This window comes from Pseudomonas sp. BP01 (assembly GCF_022760795.1).
Taxonomy (GTDB): domain Bacteria; phylum Pseudomonadota; class Gammaproteobacteria; order Pseudomonadales; family Pseudomonadaceae; genus Aquipseudomonas; species Aquipseudomonas putida_Q.
In genome coordinates, this window is sequence record NZ_JAFBKA010000001.1 from 298,713 (window position 1) to 315,498 (window position 16,786).

Below are 16,786 nucleotides of genomic sequence, written 5' to 3' on the forward strand. Positions count from 1 at the left end.
GCCCTATCGCCGGCAAGCCAGCTCCCACAGGATCATCATAGGCCTGCACATTGTGGTGGTCCTGGGGGAGCTGGCTTGCCGGCGATAGGGCCGGCACCGCTACTCTCATTCAAGCGCCTGTAACCGCTGTTCGATATGCCGCCGCTCCGGCGCCTGCCGGGTCAGCGCCAGCGCCTGCCGCCACGCCGCACGCGCCTCCTCCACCTGCCCCAACTGGTAGTGCAGCTCGGCCCGCGCCGCGTGCGCCAGGTGATAGTCCAGCAGTTCACCGCGCGCCAGAATGCCTTCGACTTCCCGCAAGCCAACCGCCGGCCCATCGCGCTTCGCCAGCGCCACCGCCCGGTTCAGTTCCACCACCGCTGACGGCCAATGCCGCTGCAACACATCATACAGCCCGACGATTTCCGCCCAGTCCGTCTCTTCTGCCGTTGCCGCTTCAGCGTGCACCGCGGCAATCGCCGCCTGCACCGTATAGGCACCGAACGCCCGGCTTTGCAGGGCCACGCGCACCAGCTCGCAGCCCTCGTCAATGCGTTGCCGGTCCCACAGGCTGCGGTCCTGCTGTTCCAGCAGCACCAGGTTGCCTTGGGCATCGGTTCGCGCCTGCTGCCGGGACGCCTGCAGCAGCATCAAGGCCAGCAGGCCGATCGCCTCTGCGTCCGGCAGCAATTGCACCAGCAGCCGCGCCAGGCGAATGGCTTCATCGCTCAGCTCCTGCTGCAGCAGTGACTCGCCCGATGACGCCGAATAGCCTTCGTTGAACACCAGGTAGATCACCCGTAACACGCTCTCCAGGCGCTCGGGCAGTTCACCCAGCTCTGGTACCTGGTACGGGATGCCGGCATCGCGGATCTTGGCTTTGGCGCGCACGATGCGCTGGGCGATGGTGGCCGGGCTTTGCAGGAAGGCGCGGGCGATCTGCTCGGTGGTCAGGTCGCAGACTGCGCGCAGGGTCAGCGGCACCTGGGCATCGGCGGACAGCGCCGGGTGGCAACAGGTGAAAATCAGCCGCAGGCGGTCGTCCGCCAGCAGCTCTTCTTCGCTGGGGTCCTGCGCCTGGCCATCGAGCAGCATGCTCAGTTCCGCCTGGGAGCGGTCGAAACGGGCGCGTCGTCGCAACGCATCAATAGCCTTGAAGCGCCCGGTGGAAACCAGCCACGCCCGGGGGTTATCGGGGATGCCCTCGCGCTGCCAGCGCTCGACGGCGATGAAGAACGCGTCATGCATGGCCTCCTCGGCCAGGTCGAAATCACCCAGCAGGCGGATCAACGTCGCCAGGATGCGCCGCGACTCCCGCCGATACACCGCCTCGACTTCGGCGCGCACCTGCGCCAGTGCTGTCATCAGTCGGGCATCCGTTGGGTCACCACCTCCACCAGGCGGTCCAGGCTTTCTCCCCAGCCCTGATAGAAGCCCATTTCTTCATGGGCACGGCAGTCGGCAGCATTCCAGTGCCAGGCGCGGGCGGTGTAGCGGGTTTTGCCCTGCTCCTCGTCAAAGCTGATCACAGCGGTCATGAAGGCCTTGTCCGACGGCACCCAACCGGGGCCGAATGCATCGGTGAACACCAGCCGACGCGGCGCGGCAATGTCCAGAAACACGCCTTGGGTCGGGTATTCGCTACCATCTGGCGCGCGCATCAGGGTGCGGAATACCCCCCCGACCCACAACTGCATCTCGCACTCCGGGGTGGTCATGCCATGCGGCCCCCACCACTGCATCAGCCACCGGGGCTCGGTCCAGGCGCGAAACAGCTTGGCCGGTGGTGCGTCGATCAGGCGGCTGATAGACAACTCGTGTTGCGCTTGCGTGGGGTGTGCAAGGCTCATGCTGATGGTTCTCCGTAGCTGTCAGGGTTGCAGTTCACGCACTGGTCGCACCTCGACACTGCCGACCCGTGCCGCAGGGATGCCCTTGGCGATGTTCAGCGCTTCGTTCAGGTCGCGGGCCTCCACCAGGTAAAAGCCGGCAAGTTGCTCCTTGGTTTCGGCGAACGGGCCGTCGGTCAGGCTCATGTGCCCGTTACGCACACGCACCGTGGTGGCGGTTTGCACAGGCTTGAGCGCCTCGGCCGCCAGCATTCGCCCCGAGCCATGCACGGCTTCGGCGTAGGCCATGCATTCGGCGTCTTCGGGGCTGTCGGGCAGGCTGTGCAGCAGCCCCTCGTCACAATAGACCAGGCACAGGTATTTCATGGTCGCCTCCAGGGCAGCGGCAAAGTGCGTTTGGCGATAACGGCTCAGGGCTTGAGATCGAACAGGGCTTTTTGCGTTTCCATGTCGAAAGGTGCCGACCAGTGCTCGTGGATCACCTGCCACTGGTCACCTTTCCGACGATAGCCCACGGTGGCGCGCATGAAGCCGCACTGGCTTTCGTCGTCGCCCGGGCCGCAGCGGTTCAGCCAGTGGGCCAAGGCAAGGTCGCCAGAGGCATGTACGGTGAGTTCGGCCAGTTCGAAGACCATGGGGCCGGTGCACATGCCCATGCACATTTCCCAGTGCGCCGTGTAGGCGGCCTTGCCTTTGAATTGCAGGGCCTGGATGGCATCGAAGGCAACGATGTCATCGGCATAGGGGGCGGTGATGCTGGGGATGTCGCGATCGCGCACGGCCTGCATCCAGCGCTCGATCAGTTGGCGGATCTCGGTTTCGGCTGCGGTGCTCATCGAGGGTTTCTCCGACAGTACATAGGTTTTGGCACGCAGTGCGGCGTGCCTTCACCTATGGTCGAACGGAGAGCAGAGTAATCGACAACGCTTGAAAATATTCTGAATGCTGATGGCCCCATCGCCGGCAAGCCAGCTCCCACAGTGATTACACAAAGCCCGAGGCCTGTGCAGCACCTGTGGGAGCTGGCTTGCCGGCGATGGGGCCATCAGTCATTGCCCCGATCAACCTTGCTGACAACCTTCACCCATGGCCCGGTACTGGATGGTATGCACCTGGCCCTGGTGGTCTTCGTAAGTCATGGTCGCAGGTACCACTTCGCAGACATTGGGGATGGTCGAGAGGTTGATCACCCGTTTGATGTCCAGGTTCATGGTGTAGTCGTACTGCTGGGCCACAGGCTGGCTGGAGACAGGTTGGGCCTCATCGGCAAGGGCGAACGAGGACATACCGACCAATGCAAGAATCAGTAATGGTTTCATGTGAGTGTGCCTTTTGAGCATTCAAGCTGATCGATTGACTTCTAATGCCGTCAATGGCGCGGAGAAGTTGCCATCTACGGTGAAGATGGCACGAAGTACCGATCCCGCTTCGTACTGCCAGGGGGGATGAGTAAAATTCTACTCCCGGTTCGCAATAGTTGAACCCTGAAGTCGGATATTCACCCTTGCCGCATTTGCAACAATCTGCGTCAAATTGGCCGCAACATCTCAGGCCAGAGCCTTTGGCCAGCTTTCAGGGCAGGACCCGCCATCTCATTAAAAAATATTTACTGCTCGACACTCTCGGCCACAGAACGCCGGCTGCTGGACCACTTTTACCGCCAACACGCCTCGCGCATGCGTGCTGCGGGCGACGCTGAACTGTGGGTGGCAAGGGCCCCGGGCATTATTGCAGGCTTGAGTTTGAGCGCGGTAGGCGAAGGCTTATGGCTGACGGGGCTGTTTGTCGACCCGCAGCAACGCGGCCAAGGGGTGGCTGGGCAATTGATCGAGGCGGCGCTGAAACAGGCAAAGGGGCCGACCTGGCTGTTCTGCCACCCGGACCTGGTGCCGTTCTATGAGCGCCTGGGTTTCCACATGGCCGGGCAACTGCCAGAACCCCTGGCCAGCCGCCTGCAGCGCTACCAGCGCAGCAAACGCCTGGTGGCCCTGCAGCGGGGTCAGTCGTCGCTGACCTCAAGCCCGGGGAACAGGACCTCGGTGTAGCCGAACTTGGCAAAGTCCTGGATACGCGAAGGGTACAACCGGCCGATCAGATGGTCGCACTCGTGCTGCACCACCCGCGCATGGAAGCCGTCGGCAAAGCGGTTGATCGGGTTGCCATGGGGGTCGACCCCTTCGTAGCAGATATGCTTGAAGCGTGGCACCACACCCCGCAGGCCCGGTACCGACAGGCAACCTTCCCAGCCGTCCTCCAGTTCAGTGGACGTGGGCGTGATGACCGGGTTGATCAAAATGGTCTGCGGCACCGCTTCGGCATCCGGGTAGCGCTCGCTACGCTCGAAACCGAAAATCACCAACTGCAGGTCGATACCAATCTGTGGCGCGGCAAGACCGACGCCGCCCACATGGCGCATGGTTTCGAACATGTCGTCGATCAGTTGCTGCAATTCGACAGTGCCGAGCATGTGCTCGGGCACTGGCGGGGCGATGCGCAGCAGGCGTTCGTCGCCCATCTTGAGAATGTCACGGATCATCTGGGGTTCGGCTCGGAAGGTTGGTGCTGGCTCGGTTGCGGGTGTTCATGGCCCAGCACGGTGATGGTTTCCGGGGCCTTGTGCCCTTCGAAATCCTTCTCGCCAGGGTTCTTGCCCTCGCTCGACATGTGCTCGATCACCGCATTCATCTCCGCGCCCAGCAGCAACACGGCAGCGGAAATATAGAAATACAGCAACAGCACGATGATTGCACCAATGCTGCCGTACATGGCGTTGTAGTCGGCAAAGGTTTTCACGTAGTAGGCAAAGCCCAGTGACGCCACGATCCACACCACCACCGCCAGCACAGAACCGGGCGTGATGAAGCGAAACTTCTGTTTCACGTCAGGCATTACGTAGTAGATCAGGGCCACCGCCACCATCAGCAATATGATGATCACCGGCCAGCGCAGAATGGTCCAAAGCGTGACGATGAACTCCTGCATGCCGATCTGGGCGGCGATCCACTCCATCACCTGGGGGCCCAGCACCATCAGTGCTGCAGCCGCCAGCAGCATGCCAGCCAGGCCGATGGTATAAAAAATGGAAAGCGGGATACGCTTCCATACCGGGCGGCCCTCAGGCACATCGTAAGCGGCGTTCATCGCGCTCATCATCAGGCGCACGCCGGCCGACGCGGTCCACAAGGCGATCACGATACCCACCGACAACAGCCCGCCCTTGGACTGCTGCAACTGGTCGATCACCGGGTTGACCTGTTCCAGCGCCTGAGGTGGCAGCACCAGTTCCGATTGCAGGCGCAGCCATGAAAAGAAGTCCGGCAAATGCAGGAAACCAATCAGGGCAATCAGGAACAGCAGAAAAGGGAACAGCGAGAACAGCGCCTGGTAAGCCAGCGCGGAGGCGTAGGTGGACATCTCGTCATCAAGAAATTCCTTGATGGTACGAACCAGCACGCGGTGCAAGGGCAGGCCCTGCAGGGCGGAAAAAATCATAGCGTCTCCTTTCGCCGCTCGATCGATTCAACAGACAAGTCTAATAGACCATACCGCTGCTGTGCTGCTCCCGGCCAATGCATCAAAAAATGTGTAAGCCTGTATCAGCCTCTTCGCGAGCACGCCCGCTCCCACAGGTACGTGCGTGTGGGAGCGGGCGTGCCCGCGAAGAAGCCGGTTCAGGTTGCCTTAAATCAAGGCTTCTTCACTGCATCCTTTACATCGCCCTTGACCTGCTGCGCCTCGCCTTTAAGCTCCTGCGCCTTACCCTCAGCGCGCAGCTTGTCGTTGTCGGTCACCTTGCCAACACCCTGTTTCACGTTGCCGATTGCTTCGTTGGCCAGACCTTTCGCTTTGTCTTTAGTACCGCTCATGGCAAAACTCCTGCAAATGGAGACACGTGAACCGTGTCGACAGAAGGTGGACCCAACACCCTCGCCCAGAGTTTCAACGGATTTTCCAGTCACAAGCCGAGCGGTAAAACTGCGGGCGAATACCGCACCAAATCCACCCGGCGCACCTACGCAGTTCACGCAGCTGCCCTAGAATCCCCGCAAACGTCCGCCCACAGCAGGCTGGCACTCGATAAGAACAATGTTTTCCGGATACCCGCACCCATGCGTCTGATGCCTGCGCTGGTGGCCTTGCTGCCACTGCTCCCCCTGCCCGCCCTGGCCGCCGCACCGGCCAACCCCGAAACCCTGCGTGTCGAGCGCTACGCTGACGACGACCAGCCCGGCTCGCTGCGCTGGGCCATCGAAACCAGCAACCAGAACCCCGGCCACTACAGCATCGACATTGCTGCAGTCGGCAAACCGCCCTACGTGATCCGCCCCAGCCGTGCACTGCCGGAAATCAAGGGCCCGGTGCGCATCACCGGCCTGCCTTGGGCGCGCGATGGCCAATACATCGCCATCGACGGTTCGGCCTACATCAAGGACCAGGGCGTACGCACCTGCCCCGGCGCCCTGCCCGGCCAGTTCGGCACCAACGTGCGCACCACCACCAACCCCGGGCTGGTGCTGCGCGACACCCAGGGCGTGCACCTGCGCGGCCTGGAAGTGCGCAACTTCTGCATCGGCATCCTGGTCAACCGCGCCAGTGGCAACGTGATCGAAGATAACCGCATCGTCGCCAACAAAGGTGGCGCGGGCATCATGCTGACCGGTGACGACGGCGCGGGTAACCCCACCGCTACCACCACGAACAACAACAAGGTGCTGCGCAACCAGCTGATCGACAATGGCGACGGCCTGGAGCTGACCCGCGGCGCGGCATTCAACCTGGTGGCCGACAACCTGTTCCGCTCCACTGCAGCCAACCCCGAGCCATCGCAGGGTATCGAGATTCTGTTGGGCAACGACAACAGCGTGGTGCGCAACCGCTTCGAAAACTACTCCGACGGCCTGCAGATCAACTGGGGCAAGCGCAACTACCTGGCCGCCAACACCTTCAGCGGCAACTCGATCGGCGTCAGCGTCACCGGCGAGGGCAACATGCTCGACGGCAACCTGATCCACGGCAACCGCATCGGCGTGGCCCTGCGCCCGGAGCCGGAGGCCACCGCCACCCGCCTGAGCGGCAACCGCATCTGGGGTAACAGCCAGGATATCCGCCGCTGCGAAGCCGGCGGTTCGTGCGTGCCGGGCCAGCGCACCGGTGCCATCGTGTTTGGCGTGCCAGCGCAGGCGCATGCGCTGTATGTGGGTTCACGCGGGGTGGGCGCCGACTTGCCGAAGAAAGACCAGGCGATCATCTGCGATGCCAACGGCGAGCCCAAGCCTTGCCAGCCGCTGCCCAATTATAACCAGCAGGCGCCACGCCTGATTGCGCTGGAAGGCAATGTGTTGCGTGGTGAAGTGCAGGGGCCGGTGTCGAGCCTGCTGCGGGTGGAGTTCTTTGGCAATGCCGAGGCGGATGGCACCGAAGCGGAGCAGTACCTCGGGGAGGTGCTGGTAAACAGTGGCAAGCAGGGGCAGGCGCAGTTTGCGCAAGTGCTGGAGAACATCGGCGGGTTGCGCAGCTTTACTGCGACCGTGACGACAGCTGACGGAGCAACTTCCGAGTTGAGCCTGCCGGTTCGACGCTAACGCTACCGGCCTCTTCGCGGGCTTGCCCGCTGCCACAGGGACCGCACGGGTTACAAACCTGTGGTAAACCTGTGGGAGCGGGCAAGCCCGCGAAGAGGCCGGCACAGGCAACGCAAGTTACAAACCTTGCCCCGCCCCGTGCCACCCCTCACAATGCAGGCCTTCATAGCGTCAACCCGCAGGAACCTGCATGAAACTCGACAAACCCGCCGCCATCGCCCGGCGCAACGAAGCATTGGCCAAGCCGGTGCTGAACAGCAGCAACACCCTGTTCGCCATCCTGGACAACAAACGCAACCTGTGGTGGTTCGAAGTGCCCGTGAAGCTGCTGGGCAAGGGCCAGGCCGACTGGGTCAACCTACTGCTGCACACGCCAGAAAGCGATGAGCTGCAGCACCTGAAGGTGCCCACCAACTTCCTCAAGGCTCACCTGGAGCAGATGGAAGTGCGCAAGCCCGGCAAGCGCCGCTCCACCATCAGCCTGGCCCTCAGCGCCGACCGCGACTCGCTGCTGCGCGACACCCGTCCGGGCGGCGAGCAGCTGGACTTCCGCAACTTCGTGCAGGGGTAAGGCCGTCAGGCCTTTTCGATACGGTCGTCATGGATGACGATCAGGCCCTGCTTGAACAATGCGCCGATGGCCTTCTTGAAGTTGCCCTTGCTGACGTTGAACAGCTTGCTGATCAGCGCCGGGTCGCTCTTGTCGCACACGGCCAACACCCCACCTTCAGCCTCCAGGCGCGCCATGATCTGCTCTTGCAGGCTGTCGGCCAGGGCCGCACCTACCGGTTGCAGGCTCAGGGCGATCTTGCCGTCGTGGCGCACCTCCTTGATGAAGCCCTTCTCGTGCATGCCCGAACGCAGGAACTTGAACACCTCGTTCTTGTGGATCAGGCCCCAGTGGCGGTTGTTGATGATGGCCTTGAAGCCCATCGGCGTTTCGCCGGCCACCAGCAGCTCAACCGGTTGCCCGACTTTGTAGTCGGCCGGGGTGACGTCCAGGTAACGGTCCAGGCGTGAGGTGGCGGTGATGCGGCGGGTGCGCTTGTCGAGGTAGACGTGCACCACGCAGTAATCGCCGATCTTCAGCTGCCGTGCCTCTTCCGAGTACGGCATCAGCAGGTCCTTGGGCAGGCCCCAGTCCAGGAAGATGCCGGCACCGTTGATGTCCTTGACCTTGAGGCTGGCAAACTCACCCACCTGCACCTTGGGCTTTTCGGTGGTGGCGATCAGCTGGTCTTCGCTGTCCAGGTAGATGAATACGTTCAGCCAGTCATCCACCTCGGTTTCGGCGTTTTTCGGGATGTAGCGCCCGGGCAGCAGGATCTCGCCATCGGCGCCACCGTCCAGGTACAGGCCGAAGTCCACGTGCTTCACGATTTGCAAACTGTTGTAACGCCCAAGCAGAGCCATTTCCGATGATCCTCAAGACAAGGCGGCTATTCTACACCTGAAGCCACCGGATGGCCCGACCACTGATACGGTGGAACTGCCAACCCGCCCTTGCGTCTACCATCTGGCCAGACTGAGGAAGGAACAGCACATGCCGCTACGCCTGCCCAAAGCCCTGCTCATCGCCATCGCCTTCGCCCTGGCCCTGGCCGCCTGCAGCCGCATCGACCTGGCCTACCGCAACCTGGACCGCCTGGTGCCGTGGTCGCTGGGTGATTACCTGGACATGAACAGCGAGCAGAAGGCCTTGCTCGACGACCGCTTGCGCGAACACCTGGCCTGGCATTGCAAGACCCAGCTGCCCGGCTACATCGACTGGCTGGACCGGGTACGCGGTATGGTCGCCGATGGCCAAGTGACCGACCAGGCGCTGGAGCAACGTACCCGCGAGGCCCGTGAGGCGATTGGCCGGGTGGCAGAGGAAATCACCCCGTCGGCCACCGAACTGTTGCGCGGCATGAGCGACAGCCAGGTGGCGGAAATGCGCGAGGCGTTCCGCGAGGACATCAACGAACGGCAGAAAAAGTACGTGGATACCCCGCTGCCCAAGCAGGTCGCCCGACGTAGCGAACGCATGGAGAAACGCCTGACTCCGTGGTTTGGCGAGTTGACCGCAGCACAGAAGCAGCGGGTGCAGGCCTGGTCCGCAGCGCTGGGCGACCAGAACCGCGAATGGATCGCCAACCGCGCCCACTGGCAGCAGCAATTGTTGCTGGCGATGAACCAGCGCAACGACGCCAGCTTCGAGCCACGCCTGGCGACACTGCTGCAACGCAAGGAAAGTTTGTGGACGCCTGAATACCGCTCAGCATTTCAAAATACCGAACAACAGGCGCGCAGTTTGCTGGTGGACCTGGTGCAGCAGAGTACGCCGCAGCAGCGGCGGTTCTTGCAAGACAAATTGAGCAAGGTGCGCACGGACTTCAGTGAGCTGAAATGTTTGAAGGGTTGAAGTCACTGGCTGCCTCTCCTGGCCCTATCGCCGGCAAGCCAGCTCCCACAGGTCCCCGAGAAAGCTCGGCCCTGTGGTAAGCCTGTGGGAGCTGGCTTGCCGGCGATAGGGCCAAGACAGGCCAAGCAATTAGCGGGCCTTGCGCCGGTAGGGAAACACATCAATCACCTTCCCCTCGCGAATGGCTGCCTGCAGCCCCTTCCAGTAATCCGCGTCATACAACTCCCCATGCAAGCGGCTGAAAAGCCGGCGCTGGCCGAGATCGGCAAACAGGAACGGCGGAAACTCTTCGGGGAACACGTCGTGCGGCCCGATCGAGTACCACGGCTCGCCCGACATTTCGTCCTCCGGGTAACGCGGTGGCGGGATGTGGCGGAAGTTCACTTCGGTCAGGAAGCTGATCTCGTCGTAGTCGTAAAACACCACCCGGCCATGGCGGGTAACGCCGAAGTTCTTCAGTAACATGTCGCCGGGGAAAATGTTCGCCGCCGCCAGCTGCTTGATGGCCAGGCCGTAATCCTCCAGCGCCTCCAGCACCTGGCCTTCGCTGGCATGCTCCAGGTACAGGTTCAACGGCGTCATGCGCCGCTCGGTCCAGCAGTGACGGATCAGTACCGTGTCACCCTCCAGTATTACCGTCGACGGCGCCACCTCCAGCAGTTCGGCCAGGCACTCCGGAGCGAACTTGCCCTGTGGGAAGCGAAAATCGGCAAACTCCTGGGTATCGGCCAGGCGCCCCACGCGGTCGACGCTTTTCACCAGCCGATACTTGTCGATCACCGTCGCGCGGTCGACGGTTTTCGATGGCGAGAAGCGGTCCTTGATGATCTTGAACACGGTGTTGAAGCCCGGCAGGGTGAACACGCTCATGACCATGCCGCGCACCCCAGGCGCCATGACGAAGCGGTCTTCGCTGCCGGCCAGGTGGTTGATCAGCGCCCGGTAGAACTCCGACTTGCCGTGTTTGTAGAAACCGATGGAGGTGTACAGCTCGGCAATGTGCTTGCCCGGCAAGATGCGCTTGAGGAAGTTGACGAACTCTGCGGGCACCGGCACATCGACCATGAAATAGGAGCGGGTGAAGGAAAAGATGATCGACACCTCGGCCTCGTCGGTGATCAGCCCATCGGCCTCGATACCATGCCCTTCGCGGTGCAGCAGCGGTATCACCAGCGGCCACTGCTCGTCGCTGTTGTACAGCCGGCCGACCAGGTAGGCCCCCTTGTTGCGGTACAGCACCGGCGAAAACAGCTCCACCGCCAGCGTCGGGTCCTTGCAAACCCAGTCGGGCAGGCACTCGCGCAGTTGCTCCTCAAGGCGCGACACGTCGCTTTCAAGGTCGCCATAAGCGAATGCATAGTCGGAAAGAATCGCCCGCAGCAGGCCCTGCAGGTTGCCATCGGGGCGATAGGTACAGGTTTGTGTGGCACGCTGGTGGCTGCGGATAGACGGCCGGGTGGTGTGGATGAACATGCAGCCGTCGCTGATCTGGTCATGGCTGAACAGGCTGCAGAACAACGAGTTGTACCAGGTCTCGGACAGTTCATCGTCCAGGCGCGGGTCGATCAGGCGTATGTAGGCACTTTTGACTAGAGGCCACTGCTCGACCTCCAGCAATACCTCATCATCGAACGCATCACGCAGCCAGCCGTTGACCTCGCCGACCTTCTGTTCGTAAAGGTTGATCCGAGCGGCGGCTGATCGCTGGCTGTCTTGCCAACGCGCCTGCTCGAAGCGCTCGCGGGCGCCGAGGGTGATACGGCGAAAATGCTCGCGATAATCGTCGAAGCCATCGAGGATCATCCGGGCGATCTCGCCGGCAGGCCAGTGCTGGGTCATGCAGGACACCTCGGTGCGGGGTGAGATAGACAGCTTAGTCGCACTATCGAGGGTGTGGAGCCTGTGCCGGCCTCTTCGCGGGTAAACCCGCTCCCACAGGTAACGCACGGCACTTGAAGCTTGTGGTGTACCTGTGGGAGCGGGTTCACCCGCGAAGGGGTTGGGACAGGATTGCACCGCAAGAAAGCGCAAGAATCCCCCCGCCCCCTGGCGTACACTCGCGCCCTGCCCTGTACCCGGAGACCGCCGTGAGCCCCATCGCCCTAGCCCGCCTGCTGACACTTGCTGCCGTCTGGGGGGCGAGCTTTCTGTTCATGCGCATCATCGCCCCCGAGCTGGGCACGGTGCCGACCGCGTTCTTCCGTGTATCCATTGCCTGCCTGGGGTTGATCGGCATCGTCGCGGTCGCCCGCGTGCGCTGGGACTTCCAGGGCAAGCTGGGTGCCTGCCTGGTGCTGGGCATGATCAACTCCGGTATCCCGGCCACCTTCTATTCCGTTGCCGCTCAGGTATTGCCGGCCGGCTACTCGGCGATCTTCAACGCCACCACGCCACTGATGGGCGTGCTGATCGGCATGCTGTTCTTCCGCGAGCCCATGACCCTGGCCAAGTTGTGCGGCATCTTCCTTGGCCTGTTTGGCGTCGGCATCCTCAGCGGCGCCGGCCCGGTCGCGCTGGATCTGGCCCTGCTGCAAGGTGCCCTCGCCTGCCTGGCGGCCACCACCTGCTACGGCTTTGCCGGCTTCCTTGCCCGCCGCTGGGTCAGCGGCCTGGACAGCCGACTTTCGGCACTGGGCAGCATGCTCGGCGCCACCTTGCTGCTAAGCCCGCTGTTCGCCTGGAGCGCGCTCAGCCAGCCGCCTGCCAGCTGGGGCGGCTGGCAGGTATGGCTGTCGCTGCTGGGCCTGGGCCTGTTGTGCACGGCGTTCGCCTACATCCTGTACTTCCGCTTGCTTGAAGAAATCGGCCCGGTCAAGGCCAGTACCGTGACCTTCCTCATTCCGGTATTCGGCGTATTGTGGGGGGCATGGCTGCTGGATGAGTCGCTCTCCATGGGGCACCTGTACGGCGGCTTGCTGATTGCCGCGGCACTGTGGCTGGTGCTGCGCCCGACGCGCAGCTGAAGCGGGGCCCACGATGAACAGCATGTACAAAAAGGTCCTGTTCCGCCTGGAACAGGACGAGAACGGCTACCCGCCGGCCTCGGTCGAGGGCCTATGGGCCAAGGCCGTGGAAGGCGGCTATACGGTCGACAACATCCCCTTCCATGTTTACGGCATTGCACCAGGTGATGTAATCACCACCCGTGAAGAAAACGGCGAAACCTGGTTCGATGCACTGCGCAGCAGCAGCGGCAGTTCGGTATTCCGGGTGCTGGTAAAGCCCCCGGAAACCCTGGACCAGGTACGCGCGGCCTTGCAGGACTTCGGCTGCAACTGCGAAACCGAGCAGGCCGTGAAGATGCTGGCTGTCGAGGTCCCGCCGCAACGTTCGCTCGACACCCTGCTGTACTACCTGCTCACCCAGCGCGAAGCCGGCCTGCTGGACTTCGAGGAAGGCGTGCTACGCCACGCCATCCCCGAAGAATTCCGCTAGGGCCTACGCCTGGGCAAGGCGCGCGGCGGGCTTGCGAAACACGAACAGCAGGCCTACCACGATCAACCCCATGCCCAGCAGGCTGAGCGGTGCCAAGCGGTTGTCGAAGATCAGGAAGTCCATCACCGCAGTGACTGCCGGCACCAGGTAGAACAGGCTGGTGACATTGACCAGGTTACCCTTGGCGATCAGCCGGTACAGCAGCAAGGTCGCCAGCAATGAAACCACCAGGCCCATCCACAGCAACGCGCCGACAAAGCCGCCGGTCCACTCGACATGCAGCGGTTGTAACGGTGCGAACACCGCGCACATGGCAAAGCCGGCGAGGTACTGCAGCGGCAGCGTGCCCATGGGGTTATCGGTGATGCGTTTCTGCAGGATCGAGCCCACGGTCATGCTGGCCAGCGCCAGCAGGGCAAACAGCATCCCCGCCAGCGACACCCCGCCCAGGTTGATGCCTTGGTACACCACCATGATCAAGCCGCCCAGCCCCAGACCCAGGCCGAACAGACGGCTCCAGGAACGTTGGCGCTCCATCAGCACCACGGTAAGGATCGGTTGTACCCCCATGACCGTCGCCATGACGCCAGGGGTGACATGGGTGTTGAGCGCCAGCAAGTAGAAGATCTGGTACGCGCCGAGCAGCACACACCCGGTACCCAGGGCGCGCAGGATGGCGCCGCGGCTGCGCGGCCAGCGCAGCCCCAGCAGCGGGCCGATCAGCAGCAGGCCCGCGAGGGCCAATGCCGAGCGCAACAGCAGGAAGGCGAACGGGCTGGCATGCGCCAGGCCCAGCTTGGAGACGATCGCACCGCTGCTCCACAGCAGGACGAACAGGCTGGTCGTGGCCGCCGAGGTCACGGATGCTTTGGTAAAGACAGACATGTATTGCCACCTGATAGTAGGCAGATAAGCCAAACGGACGGCGTGCGCTTCAGCGAGGGAAGTAGCCGACCGTGTTCAGTAGGTTGCGTGTGCGAAGGGGTTCGGCAAGAAGCCGATCAGCCCAGCACGACCACGCAAGGAGGCGGAGCTACGCCGCCTACAACGCCACTGACAGGTGGTGGGTAATGACTGATCATGACCGGCTGCTGGCTGCCACGCACGACCATGCCCGCGACTGGCGCGAGGGCAAAGCTTGTGGTGGAAGGGATGGCTGGCATGAACAGGGTCTTCGAGGAAGTGAATGCACTGGAATATAGCGTGGGATTCTTCGCGGGACAAGCCCGCTCCCACAAGCGCGCCATCGTCCTCGAAGGACGAAGAGAACCTGTGGGAGCGGGCTTGTCCCGCGAAGAGGCCGGGTCCGACAACAAAAAATCAGAACAACCAGTGATACAGCAGGTACACCACCACCACCGCCAGCACGGGCCGCAGCACGCGGTAGGCCTTTGGGTTGGCACGCTTGAACTGCTTCACGTGGGTGCTGATTTTATTACTGAACCGCTTGCTCCAGGCATACGCCTGGTTGATGCCGCCCACGCGCTCGTCGTCGGTGTTCTGCGGTGCAGTGGCGCGGCCGAGGAAGGCGCTGACCTGGCGGTTGATGCGGGTCATCAGCGAGCTGCTCAGCGGGCGCTCGATGTCACAGAACAGGATCACCCGGGTAACGTCGGTCTCGTTCTTGACCCAGTGCACGTAAGTTTCGTCAAACATCACGTCCTCGCCGTCACGCCAGGCGTATTCCTGGCCATCGACGTAGATGCGGCAAGCATCGGAGTTCGGCGTGGACAGGCCCAGGTGGTAGCGCAGCGAGCCTGCGAACGGGTCGCGGTGCGGATTCAGGTGGCTGCCGCCGGGCAGCAGCGCAAACATCGCGCCCTTGACGTTGGGGATGCTGCTGACCAGCTCGACAGTGCGCGGGCACAGGGCTTCAGCCGAAGGCAGCGGTTTGTCGTACCACTTCAGGTAAAAACGCTTCCAGCCTTTCTTGAAGAACGAACCGAAGCCGGCGTCGTTGTCCTTTTCGGCGGCGCGGATGTAGCCTTCGTCGAACAGGCGCATGGCCTCTTCGCGGATGTCCTGCCAGTTGTCCTTCAGCACGTCCAGCTCAGGGAAACGCTGGCGGTCCAGGTAGGGTTTGGACGGCACACCGGAAAACAGGTACATCAAGGCGTTGTACGGGGCAAACAGCGCCGAATGGTTGACGAACTGGCGCAACACCGGCAGGCGGGCTTTGCCGCGCAGGTGCACGAACAGCACGCTGCCGAAAAACACCAGCAAGACGCCCGCCTTGGCTGCAAAGGAAAAGGTCATGCTTTCACTCCTTGGGGAAGAGCCAGGGCTGCGCCACCTGCTCTCCTGAAAATCATCCTGCCATCATAAACCGATCCCGCCGCGGTAAAAACAACCCGGGCGGGATCGCATTCATGAAGATTTTGCAATAAACCAGGCCGCCGATTGTTGCGCAGGGTCAGCGGCAAGGCCGATTACTGCTGGTTTTCCTGCTCGCTGAACATGTCGCTGAACAACATGCTCGACAGGTAACGCTCGCCCGAATCGGGCAGGATTACGACGATGGTCTTACCCTGCATTTCCGGTTTTTCGGCCAGGCGCACGGCGGCGGCCATTGCAGCACCACAGGAAATCCCGCAAAGAATGCCCTCTTCCTGCATCAGGCGAATGGCCATGGCCTTGGACTCTTCGTCGGTCACCGTTTCGACCTGGTCGACAATCGACAGGTCGAGGTTTTTTGGCACGAAGCCGGCGCCGATGCCCTGGATCTTGTGCGGGCTGGGCTTGAGTTCTTCGCCGGCCAGGGTCTGGCTGATGAGCGGCGAAGCCACGGGCTCCACAGCCACCGACAAGATCGCCTTGCCCTGGGTGTGCTTGATGTAGCGCGACACGCCGGTGATGGTGCCGCCCGTGCCCACGCCCGCCACAAGTACGTCGACGGCGCCGTCGGTGTCGTTCCAGATTTCCGGGCCGGTGGTTTTTTCGTGGATGGCCGGGTTGGCCGGGTTTTCGAACTGGCCCGGCAGGAAATACTGGGCCGGGTCGGAGGCGACGATTTCGTTGGCCTTCTCGATGGCACCTTTCATGCCTTTGGCCGGGTCGGTCAGCACCAGTTCGGCACCCAGCGCCTTCAGCACCTTGCGGCGCTCCAGGCTCATGGAGGCTGGCATGGTCAGCATCAGCTTGTAGCCCCGTGCGGCGGCGACGAAGGCCAGGCCGATACCGGTGTTGCCTGAGGTGGGCTCGACGATGGTCATGCCCGGCTTGAGCTTGCCGCTGCTCTCCGCGTCCCAGACCATGTTCGCGCCGATGCGGCATTTGACCGAATAACCCGGGTTGCGCCCTTCGATCTTGGCCAGGATGGTTACGCCACGCGGGGCGATGCGGTTGATCTGCACCAGCGGCGTGTTACCGATGGAATGGGCGTTGTCTGCAAAGATACGGCTCATGGCAGGAGTCCTTGGCATGAAAAACAGCGGGAAAGACCTAAAGGGTAAGCCCCGACCGGTGGCCCGTAAAGCCTGTTCGAACTCGGCTGGGCGTGTTGCGGTCAACCGCACATCCCGCCTTGGAGACGTCCC

At 62.5% G+C, this 16,786-nt stretch carries 19 protein-coding genes; 6 read left to right on the forward strand and 13 right to left on the reverse strand.

Going from position 1 to position 16,786, the window contains the following annotated elements; all coding sequences use genetic code 11:
• Positions 1-105: 105 nt before the first annotated feature.
• The 5 genes from JOY50_RS01330 to JOY50_RS01350 form a co-directional block, all read right to left on the reverse strand.
• On the reverse strand, positions 106-1,344 hold the full coding sequence (locus tag JOY50_RS01330) for an RNA polymerase sigma factor (protein ID WP_132846830.1): 1,239 nt from the start codon (positions 1,342-1,344) through the stop codon (positions 106-108).
• Positions 1,344-1,829, reverse strand: a complete 486-nt coding sequence (locus JOY50_RS01335; protein ID WP_019471043.1) for an SRPBCC family protein — start codon at positions 1,827-1,829, stop codon at positions 1,344-1,346. The genes JOY50_RS01330 and JOY50_RS01335 overlap by 1 nt, the downstream gene beginning before the upstream one ends.
• A gap of 21 nt (positions 1,830-1,850) precedes the next feature.
• Positions 1,851-2,195 carry a YciI family protein gene (locus JOY50_RS01340; protein WP_016498423.1) on the reverse strand — a complete coding sequence of 115 codons (345 nt, stop codon included), beginning with the start codon at positions 2,193-2,195 and terminating at the stop codon, positions 1,851-1,853.
• A 44-nt stretch (positions 2,196-2,239) separates the two neighbouring features.
• Positions 2,240-2,665, reverse strand: coding sequence for a nuclear transport factor 2 family protein (locus JOY50_RS01345; RefSeq protein ID WP_132846829.1), 426 nt, complete (start codon positions 2,663-2,665; stop codon positions 2,240-2,242).
• A 225-nt stretch (positions 2,666-2,890) separates the two neighbouring features.
• Positions 2,891-3,148 (reverse strand): DUF2790 domain-containing protein, encoded by a 258-nt coding sequence (locus JOY50_RS01350; RefSeq protein ID WP_063427321.1) that lies wholly within the window; start codon positions 3,146-3,148, stop codon positions 2,891-2,893.
• Positions 3,149-3,469: 321 nt separating this feature from the next.
• Between JOY50_RS01350 and JOY50_RS01355 the strand changes: the two genes are divergently transcribed.
• A complete protein-coding gene (locus JOY50_RS01355; RefSeq protein ID WP_132846828.1) occupies positions 3,470-3,874 on the forward strand; it encodes a GNAT family N-acetyltransferase in 405 nt (134 codons plus the stop codon).
• On the opposite strand, the gene def is transcribed toward JOY50_RS01355, so the two are convergent.
• The 3 genes from def to JOY50_RS01370 all read right to left on the reverse strand — a co-directional run bounded on the left by def (position 3,829) and on the right by JOY50_RS01370 (position 5,695).
• Complete coding sequence (gene def / locus JOY50_RS01360) at positions 3,829-4,365, reverse strand: peptide deformylase (protein WP_132846827.1); 537 nt, start codon at positions 4,363-4,365, stop codon at positions 3,829-3,831. The genes JOY50_RS01355 and def overlap by 46 nt on opposite strands.
• Positions 4,362-5,321 (reverse strand): YihY/virulence factor BrkB family protein, encoded by a 960-nt coding sequence (locus JOY50_RS01365; protein WP_019471038.1) that lies wholly within the window; start codon positions 5,319-5,321, stop codon positions 4,362-4,364. The genes def and JOY50_RS01365 overlap by 4 nt, the downstream gene beginning before the upstream one ends.
• A 194-nt stretch (positions 5,322-5,515) precedes the next feature.
• Positions 5,516-5,695 carry a CsbD family protein gene (locus JOY50_RS01370; protein WP_016498416.1) on the reverse strand — a complete coding sequence of 60 codons (180 nt, stop codon included), beginning with the start codon at positions 5,693-5,695 and terminating at the stop codon, positions 5,516-5,518.
• Between the two features lie 243 nt (positions 5,696-5,938).
• On the opposite strand from JOY50_RS01370, the gene JOY50_RS01375 reads away from it, so the two are divergent.
• Entirely contained in the window at positions 5,939-7,411 is a 1,473-nt protein-coding gene (locus tag JOY50_RS01375; RefSeq protein ID WP_132846826.1) for a nitrous oxide reductase family maturation protein NosD, read from the forward strand.
• A gap of 190 nt (positions 7,412-7,601) precedes the next feature.
• Positions 7,602-7,982, forward strand: a complete 381-nt coding sequence (locus tag JOY50_RS01380; RefSeq protein WP_132846824.1) for a hypothetical protein — start codon at positions 7,602-7,604, stop codon at positions 7,980-7,982.
• A 5-nt stretch (positions 7,983-7,987) separates the two neighbouring features.
• Here JOY50_RS01380 and JOY50_RS01385 read toward each other — a convergent pair whose 3' ends face one another.
• Entirely contained in the window at positions 7,988-8,824 is an 837-nt protein-coding gene (locus JOY50_RS01385; protein ID WP_019471035.1) for a S1 RNA-binding domain-containing protein, read from the reverse strand.
• Positions 8,825-8,954: 130 nt separating this feature from the next.
• On the opposite strand from JOY50_RS01385, the gene JOY50_RS01390 reads away from it, so the two are divergent.
• Positions 8,955-9,815, forward strand: coding sequence for a DUF6279 family lipoprotein (locus tag JOY50_RS01390; RefSeq protein WP_243054659.1), 861 nt, complete (start codon positions 8,955-8,957; stop codon positions 9,813-9,815).
• A 129-nt stretch (positions 9,816-9,944) separates the two neighbouring features.
• On the opposite strand, the gene aceK is transcribed toward JOY50_RS01390, so the two are convergent.
• Positions 9,945-11,654, reverse strand: coding sequence for a bifunctional isocitrate dehydrogenase kinase/phosphatase (aceK, locus tag JOY50_RS01395; RefSeq protein ID WP_243054660.1), 1,710 nt, complete (start codon positions 11,652-11,654; stop codon positions 9,945-9,947).
• Between the two features lie 248 nt (positions 11,655-11,902).
• Here aceK and JOY50_RS01400 point away from each other — a divergent pair, with 248 nt between their 5' ends.
• Together JOY50_RS01400 and JOY50_RS01405 are read left to right on the forward strand one after the other, a co-directional pair.
• On the forward strand, positions 11,903-12,778 hold the full coding sequence (locus JOY50_RS01400) for a DMT family transporter (RefSeq protein ID WP_132846821.1): 876 nt from the start codon (positions 11,903-11,905) through the stop codon (positions 12,776-12,778).
• 13 nt (positions 12,779-12,791) lie between these two features.
• Positions 12,792-13,250 carry a DUF4265 domain-containing protein gene (locus tag JOY50_RS01405; protein WP_132846820.1) on the forward strand — a complete coding sequence of 153 codons (459 nt, stop codon included), beginning with the start codon at positions 12,792-12,794 and terminating at the stop codon, positions 13,248-13,250.
• Between the two features lie 3 nt (positions 13,251-13,253).
• Here JOY50_RS01405 and JOY50_RS01410 read toward each other — a convergent pair whose 3' ends face one another.
• The 3 genes from JOY50_RS01410 to cysK all read right to left on the reverse strand — a co-directional run bounded on the left by JOY50_RS01410 (position 13,254) and on the right by cysK (position 16,654).
• On the reverse strand, positions 13,254-14,135 hold the full coding sequence (locus JOY50_RS01410; RefSeq protein ID WP_132846819.1) for a DMT family transporter: 882 nt from the start codon (positions 14,133-14,135) through the stop codon (positions 13,254-13,256).
• 435 nt (positions 14,136-14,570) lie between these two features.
• Positions 14,571-15,506 (reverse strand): aspartyl/asparaginyl beta-hydroxylase domain-containing protein, encoded by a 936-nt coding sequence (locus JOY50_RS01415; RefSeq protein WP_132846818.1) that lies wholly within the window; start codon positions 15,504-15,506, stop codon positions 14,571-14,573.
• Positions 15,507-15,679: 173 nt separating this feature from the next.
• A complete protein-coding gene (gene cysK, locus JOY50_RS01420) occupies positions 15,680-16,654 on the reverse strand; it encodes a cysteine synthase A (protein WP_013973746.1) in 975 nt (324 codons plus the stop codon).
• Between the last annotated feature and the right edge of the window lie 132 nt (positions 16,655-16,786).

What these genes read in the sequence shown, in the direction of transcription:
- JOY50_RS01370 (WP_016498416.1), bottom strand. Translation starts at nt 5,695, where the DNA reads ATGAGCGGTACTAAAGACAAAGCGAAAGGTCTGGCCAACGAAGCAATC.
- JOY50_RS01405 (WP_132846820.1), top strand. Translation starts at nt 12,792, where the DNA reads ATGAACAGCATGTACAAAAAGGTCCTGTTCCGCCTGGAACAGGACGAG.
- JOY50_RS01340 (WP_016498423.1), bottom strand. Translation starts at nt 2,195, where the DNA reads ATGAAATACCTGTGCCTGGTCTATTGTGACGAGGGGCTGCTGCACAGC.
- JOY50_RS01415 (WP_132846818.1), bottom strand. Translation starts at nt 15,506, where the DNA reads ATGACCTTTTCCTTTGCAGCCAAGGCGGGCGTCTTGCTGGTGTTTTTC.
- JOY50_RS01350 (WP_063427321.1), bottom strand. Translation starts at nt 3,148, where the DNA reads ATGAAACCATTACTGATTCTTGCATTGGTCGGTATGTCCTCGTTCGCC.
- JOY50_RS01335 (WP_019471043.1), bottom strand. Translation starts at nt 1,829, where the DNA reads ATGAGCCTTGCACACCCCACGCAAGCGCAACACGAGTTGTCTATCAGC.
- JOY50_RS01410 (WP_132846819.1), bottom strand. Translation starts at nt 14,135, where the DNA reads ATGTCTGTCTTTACCAAAGCATCCGTGACCTCGGCGGCCACGACCAGC.
- JOY50_RS01330 (WP_132846830.1), bottom strand. Translation starts at nt 1,344, where the DNA reads ATGACAGCACTGGCGCAGGTGCGCGCCGAAGTCGAGGCGGTGTATCGG.
- aceK (WP_243054660.1), bottom strand. Translation starts at nt 11,654, where the DNA reads ATGACCCAGCACTGGCCTGCCGGCGAGATCGCCCGGATGATCCTCGAT.
- cysK (WP_013973746.1), bottom strand. Translation starts at nt 16,654, where the DNA reads ATGAGCCGTATCTTTGCAGACAACGCCCATTCCATCGGTAACACGCCG.
- JOY50_RS01365 (WP_019471038.1), bottom strand. Translation starts at nt 5,321, where the DNA reads ATGATTTTTTCCGCCCTGCAGGGCCTGCCCTTGCACCGCGTGCTGGTT.
- JOY50_RS01375 (WP_132846826.1), top strand. Translation starts at nt 5,939, where the DNA reads ATGCGTCTGATGCCTGCGCTGGTGGCCTTGCTGCCACTGCTCCCCCTG.
- def (WP_132846827.1), bottom strand. Translation starts at nt 4,365, where the DNA reads ATGATCCGTGACATTCTCAAGATGGGCGACGAACGCCTGCTGCGCATC.
- JOY50_RS01345 (WP_132846829.1), bottom strand. Translation starts at nt 2,665, where the DNA reads ATGAGCACCGCAGCCGAAACCGAGATCCGCCAACTGATCGAGCGCTGG.
- JOY50_RS01390 (WP_243054659.1), top strand. Translation starts at nt 8,955, where the DNA reads ATGCCGCTACGCCTGCCCAAAGCCCTGCTCATCGCCATCGCCTTCGCC.
- JOY50_RS01380 (WP_132846824.1), top strand. Translation starts at nt 7,602, where the DNA reads ATGAAACTCGACAAACCCGCCGCCATCGCCCGGCGCAACGAAGCATTG.
- JOY50_RS01385 (WP_019471035.1), bottom strand. Translation starts at nt 8,824, where the DNA reads ATGGCTCTGCTTGGGCGTTACAACAGTTTGCAAATCGTGAAGCACGTG.